This window comes from uncultured Corynebacterium sp., assembly GCF_902782855.1.
GTDB lineage: Bacteria > Actinomycetota > Actinomycetes > Mycobacteriales > Mycobacteriaceae > Corynebacterium.
Genome location: NZ_CACZOO010000067.1, coordinates 1 through 5,538 on the forward strand (window position 1 = coordinate 1; position 5,538 = coordinate 5,538).

The following is a 5,538-nucleotide window of genomic DNA, read 5'->3' on the forward strand; positions in this document are numbered from 1 at the left end:
GGCCACGGTGCCGGTCCAGGGGCGGACCGCACCGTGCTGCTCGCCGAGGAGCAGGTCTCCGGGCGCGGGCGCATGGGGCGGCGCTGGTCCGCCCCCGCCGGTTCCCAGTTCATCTGCTCGGTGCTGCTCACACCGACGGAACTCGATGTCGAGCGACTCGGCGAGCTTCCCCTGTTCATCGGGGTCGCCGTCGCCGGCGCCGCCCGGGAACTCGGTGTTCCCGCGGTGTTGAAGTGGCCGAACGATGTCCAGGTCGTCCACGACGGGGTGCCGCTCAAGCTCGCGGGCATCCTCGTCGAGGCGGCGTCGATCGACCCGCCGGCGATCATCCCGGGGACCGGGCTGAACCTGTCGATGACCGCGGCGGACTTCGCGGACGCCGGGCTGCCCACGGCCACGTCACTGACTCTCGAGGGCGTGCCGATCCCCGACCAGGGGGCGCGTGAGCGGATCACCGCCGTGCTCCTGCGGCATCTCCTGGCCGTCGACGACGCCTGGCGTGCCGGTGGGGTCGCCGCCGCCGGTGTCCGCGCCCGCTACCGGGAACTGTCCTCGACCCTGGGCACCCGGGTGCGTGCCGAGCTGCCGGGCGGGGAGACCCTCTACGGTACCGCCGTGGACCTCGGCCCCCACGGCGAACTGGTGCTGGTGACCGCCGACGGATCACGGCACACGGTCACCGCCGGGGATGTGGTGCACCTGCGTCCCGACGAGCGGGAGAACTAGTCCGGTGGCGAAGGTCCACTTCGACCTCGGGGAGGTGGTCCTCGCAGAGCTCAGCCCGTCGCGACGCAGCGTCATCTTCCCGGTGCTCGAACTCATTCTCGCCACCGGGATCGTGTGGCTGCTCATCGGTCTGCTGGACGCCCACCTCGCCGATGAGGCGGTGCGCGTGGTCGGGCACGTCCCGGACAATCTCGCCGTCGTCCCGGGTCTCGACGGTGTGGCGGGCACCACCTCCGCCGCCCTGTGGGGACGCCGCCTCCTGCTCCTGGTGTGGGTGTGGGCCGCCTGGCGGCGGTGCCTCCGCCATCTGGTGTTCCGCCAGCGTAGCCGGATCATCCTCACCGACCGGCGCCTGGTCACCGCGTCCGGGGACTGGCGTTCCCGGGTGCTGGACATCCCCCTGGACCAGGTAACCGAGGTGCGTCAACGGGGCGGCACGGTGAGCGTGTGGACCCGGGGGAGTCGCGTCCCGGTCCGCCTGACGGACGTGCCCTACGCCGCCGATGTCGCCGCGATGGTCGACGAGCGGATTGTCCGGTTCGCACGGCCAGTATACTGACGCGGGTGAGTAGCGAACCTGATCTGCACCTCGCCCGTCCTGAAGCACACGCACCCGGAATGCCGCTGGTCACCGTCATCGGTGACGGTCAACTGGCCCGGATGATGCAGCAGGCCGGCATCGAACTCGGACTGACGGTCCGGCTGTTGGCCGGTTCCGGGGGAGCATCCGCAGCCCAGGCCACCGCTGACGTGTGGCTCGGTGAGTACACCGACGAGGACGTCGTCCGGGCCGTCAGCGAGGGGGCGGACGCCGTCACCTTCGACCACGAGCACGTGCCGAACGCGTTCCTCGAGCGCCTGATCATCGACGGTGTGAACGTCCAGCCGCAGCCGACCGCGTTGATCAATGCGCAGGACAAGCTGGTCATGCGGCGGCGGATGCGGGAGATCGGAGCGCCGGTGCCGCCTTTCGCCGAGATCCTGTCGGTCTCCGACGGTGAGGGATTCTGGGACGCCACCGGCGGCGCCGTCTGCCTCAAGGCCCGCCGTGGCGGGTATGACGGCAAGGGGGTCTGGTTCCCGGCCACCCGGGAGGAGACCGCTGCACTGGTCGCCGAACTGCTGGAGCAGGGCGTACCGCTGATGGCGGAGAAGAAGGTCCGCCTGGTCCGCGAGCTGTCCGCCATGGTGGCCCGCACCCCGTCAGGCGAGATCGCCTCCTGGCCGGTCGTGGAGTCCGTGCAGGCCGACGGCATCTGCTGGCTGGCTGTCGCCCCCGCCCCGGCGGAGTCCGCCGGGCAGGCCCGCGTCATCGCCCGGGCCCACACCCTGGCCCGCGAGGTCGCGGAGGAGCTCCAGGTGACCGGTGTGCTGGCCGTGGAGCTCTTCGAGACCGTCGACGAGGCGGGGCAGCCCGAGATCATCGTCAATGAGCTGGCCATGCGGCCGCACAACACCGGCCACTGGACGCAGGACGGCTGCGTGACCGGCCAGTTCGAGCAGCACCTGCGCGCGGTTCTCGACCGCCCGCTGGGGTCGACCGCCCTGACCGCCACCACCACCGTGATGGCCAATATCCTCGGCGACCCGGACGCCGACCCGGAGATGCCGATGGCCGGGCGGATGGACGAGGTGTGGCGTCGGTTCCCGACCGCGAAGATCCACCTCTACGGCAAGGAATGGCGTCCGCACCGCAAGATCGGGCACGTCAACATGTCCCTGCCCTGTGGGGCGGCCGCGACCACGGAGAACGTGGAGAAGCTCCGCCATGACGCACGCCTCGCCTCCGGTTTCCTCGTCACCGCCACATGGAAGGACCAGTAGATGACTGACCAGACCACCACCCCGGGAACACCGGACGGACCGCTCGTCGGCATCGTCATGGGGTCGGACTCCGACTGGCCGACCGTCGAGCCCGCCGCCGAGGTGCTCGCCGAGTTCGGCGTCCGCATGGAGATCGGTGTGGTCTCCGCCCACCGCACCCCGGACCGCATGCTCGACTACGCCCGGGAGGCGCACACCCGTGGCATCAGGGTCATCATCGCCTGCGCCGGCGGTGCCGCTCACCTGCCGGGCATGGTCGCCGCAGCCACGCCGCTACCGGTCATCGGCATACCCCGGGCGCTGAAGAACCTTGACGGCCTGGATTCCCTGCTGTCCATCGTGCAGATGCCTGCCGGGGTGCCGACCGCGACGGTCTCCATCGACGGGGCGAAGAACGCCGGCCTGCTGGCGGTGCGCATGCTCGGCGCCGCTTACCCGGAACTGACCGGGCGGATGGTCGCCTACCAGGAGCGCATGCGTGATGAGGTGCTGGTCAAGGACCAACGGCTCAAGCAGAAGCTCATGGGGGAGTAGCACCCCGGGATGTCTGCTCTGGTACTGGTCAGCCTGGCGCTGACCGTGATTCTCGCGGTCACCGCCTGGAGTGTGAAAGCACGGTCCCGCTGGCCGGGCAACGGTGCCCTCGTGTTCACCGTCGGTCTGATGCTGTGGGCGTGGCTGCTCGTCGCCGCGACGGGTGCGGGGTTCGCCGACACGATGTGGCTGGTCTTCCTCGGTTCCCATGCGGCGGTCGCCCTGGTGGGGCTGCTGACTGCACGGTGGATGGGCGATGCCCTGCCCGGTGTCGACGGTCGCGGGTGGTTCCACCTGTCCACCGTCGTCGCCGCCGCGGAACTGCTGAGCCTCGGTGCCGGTGGGCTGGCCCTGGTCCTGCGTTCGTTCCAGGAGATCGGCGGTGGCGGCGATGACTTCCGGTTCTCCCTGGTCATCATCGGTGTCGCGGCGCTGGTGCTGTGGGTCTGCGTACTGTTCTCGATGTTGCGCTACCTGCGTGACGTGGGGAGGGCGCGTCGGCGTCGGGTGCCGGAGCGGGCGGACGCGGTGATCGTGCTCGGTGCCGGACTGGTCGGCGACCGGGTCAGTGACCTGCTGGCCTGCCGGTGCGACCGGGGTGCGGCGGCGTGGAAGGTGGTCACCAGGCGGCGTCCGGCGAGCAGCACTCCGCTGATCGTCTCCGGCGGCCGCGGTGACGATGAACCGTGCACCGAGGCGGAGGCGATGCACCGTTACCTGGCGTCCCGGGGGTTCCCGCGGGGCGCGGTGCTGGAGGAGCGGTACGCGACGGACACCACCGAGAACCTGCACTTCAGTCTGGACCTGCTCAGGGACCGTGGGGTGCGCGACCCCTCCGTCGCGGTGTGCACCTCGGACTTCCATGTGCTGCGCACCGAACGGATCATCGCCCTGTTGGAGGTGGAGCGCGGGGACAACGGTATGCCCTTCTCGGCGGTCGTCCTGGGTGCGCCGACACCGAAACCGGCGATCCCGGCGTCCTACCTGCGTGAGTATGCGGCGCTGACGATCCACCGTCTTATCGGCCGGGCGTGAGTGGGCGGGCGTGAGTGGGCGGATGTGAGTGGGCGGGCGTGAGTGGGCGGATGTGAGTGGCCGGGCGTGAGCGGGGGTCTACCCGCCGGGCCCGTCCTGCCTCCTGTGCCACTCTCCCCGGCCCCCCTCTCCGGCATTCACCTCGGATACATCACACGCTGTGTCACTTTTGGACGGACTGAAAGTGGCACAGCGTGTGATGTACTGACGGTGAACGGCGCCCGGTGTCAGTTTCCGGGGCCGGTGAGAGTGCAGCGGGTGTCCTCAGCTCTGTGCATCAGTCCCCGTACCTGCGCCACTGACGCCATGCGGCCCAGGTGAGCACGAGCAGGACGAGCAGCAGCAGTGACGGCCAGACCTTGGCGTCCCCGAAGAGGTTCCACACCGCCTGGATCAGCGCCAGCAGGTCGAACAGGGCGAGGAAGCCCAGGACGGACTCCCACATCATGCGGCGACGGCGGTACTCCGAGGCAGGCAGACCGGCCGGTCGGCCCGCGTGCCCGTTCTGGTGCGGATCCTGGTGCGGACCCACCGCCACTACTTCACACCGCCGGCGGTGAGTCCGGCGACGATGCGCCGCTGGAAGATGAGCACCATGATCACCAGCGGGACGGTCACCAGCGCGCCGGCGGCCATCACCGCGGCGTAGGGGTACTCGTAGGCGTTCGCCCCGGAGAACCGGGCGATGGCCACGGTCACCGGCTCCGTCGTCGTCGACGAGAGCTGCTTGGCGAGCATGAACTCGTTCCAGGTGTTGATGAAGGCGAGGATCGCGGTGGTGAACATCGCGGGTGCGGCCAGCGGCAGGATCACCTTGCGGAACGCCAGGGCGCGGGACGCCCCGTCGACCCGGGCGGCCTCCTCGAGCTTCCACGGCAGCTCCCGGAAGAAGGAGGTCAGCGTGTACACCGTCAGCGGCAGCACGAAGGAGATGTTCGGGATGATCAGCGCCTGGTAGGAGCCGATCCAGCCGAGGTCGGTGAAGAGCTGGAACAGCGGGGTGACCAGGGCGATCCCGGGGAACATCGACGCGGCGAGGATGATGCCGGTGACGAAGCCCTTGCCCCGGAAGTCCACGCGGGCCAGTGCGTAGGCGGTGAACACGCCGACCGCCAGGGCGATGGCGGTGGTCCCGGCACCGATGAGCAGCGAGTTGCCTATGGCGCGGAGGAAGTTGTTGCCCTTGTCGGTGGCGAGTGCCTCGGTGAAGTTGTCGAGGGTGAGGTGGCTCGGCAGCGGATTGGTGTCGAACGTGTGCGACTTGTCGCGGAACGCGGTGACCAGCATCCAGTAGAAGGGGGCGAGCGCCCACACGACAATGACGATGACGCCGAGGTAGCTCGCGACGGTGCGCCTGACTGAACGGTTCATCGGTTGGCCTCCGTCGTCGAGTCGGCTTCAGGGGAGGACACAGTGGAC

Annotated in this window: 7 protein-coding genes; 5 read left to right on the forward strand and 2 right to left on the reverse strand. The window is 69.6% G+C overall.

Going from position 1 to position 5,538, the window contains the following annotated elements; genetic code table 11:
• The 5 genes from QZV72_RS02950 to QZV72_RS02970 all read left to right on the forward strand — a co-directional run.
• Window positions 1-726 (forward strand): biotin--[acetyl-CoA-carboxylase] ligase (locus QZV72_RS02950; RefSeq protein ID WP_297005057.1); only part of this gene is annotated, 726 nt, incomplete at its 5' end.
• Window positions 727-730: 4 nt separating this feature from the next.
• Window positions 731-1,285, forward strand: coding sequence for a PH domain-containing protein (locus QZV72_RS02955; RefSeq protein ID WP_297005061.1), 555 nt, complete (start codon window positions 731-733; stop codon window positions 1,283-1,285).
• A gap of 5 nt (window positions 1,286-1,290) precedes the next feature.
• Window positions 1,291-2,550 carry a 5-(carboxyamino)imidazole ribonucleotide synthase gene (locus QZV72_RS02960; protein WP_297005063.1) on the forward strand — a complete coding sequence of 420 codons (1,260 nt, stop codon included), beginning with the start codon at window positions 1,291-1,293 and terminating at the stop codon, window positions 2,548-2,550.
• Window positions 2,551-3,084 (forward strand): 5-(carboxyamino)imidazole ribonucleotide mutase, encoded by a 534-nt coding sequence (purE, locus tag QZV72_RS02965; RefSeq protein ID WP_297005065.1) that lies wholly within the window; start codon window positions 2,551-2,553, stop codon window positions 3,082-3,084.
• 9 nt (window positions 3,085-3,093) lie between these two features.
• Window positions 3,094-4,119: a YdcF family protein gene (locus tag QZV72_RS02970; protein ID WP_297005068.1), complete on the forward strand. Its 1,026-nt coding sequence runs from the start codon at window positions 3,094-3,096 to the stop codon at window positions 4,117-4,119.
• Window positions 4,120-4,396: 277 nt separating this feature from the next.
• On the opposite strand, the gene QZV72_RS02975 is transcribed toward QZV72_RS02970, so the two are convergent.
• A complete protein-coding gene (locus QZV72_RS02975) occupies window positions 4,397-4,567 on the reverse strand; it encodes a hypothetical protein (RefSeq protein WP_297005070.1) in 171 nt (56 codons plus the stop codon).
• Between the two features lie 89 nt (window positions 4,568-4,656).
• Window positions 4,657-5,490, reverse strand: coding sequence for a carbohydrate ABC transporter permease (locus tag QZV72_RS02980; RefSeq protein WP_297005071.1), 834 nt, complete (start codon window positions 5,488-5,490; stop codon window positions 4,657-4,659).
• Between the last annotated feature and the right edge of the window lie 48 nt (window positions 5,491-5,538).

Coding starts and splice junctions, on each gene's coding strand:
- QZV72_RS02980 (WP_297005071.1), bottom strand. CDS start 5,490: ATGAACCGTTCAGTCAGGCGCACCGTCGCGAGCTACCTCGGCGTCATC.
- QZV72_RS02970 (WP_297005068.1), top strand. CDS start 3,094: ATGTCTGCTCTGGTACTGGTCAGCCTGGCGCTGACCGTGATTCTCGCG.
- QZV72_RS02975 (WP_297005070.1), bottom strand. CDS start 4,567: ATGATGTGGGAGTCCGTCCTGGGCTTCCTCGCCCTGTTCGACCTGCTG.
- purE (WP_297005065.1), top strand. CDS start 2,551: ATGACTGACCAGACCACCACCCCGGGAACACCGGACGGACCGCTCGTC.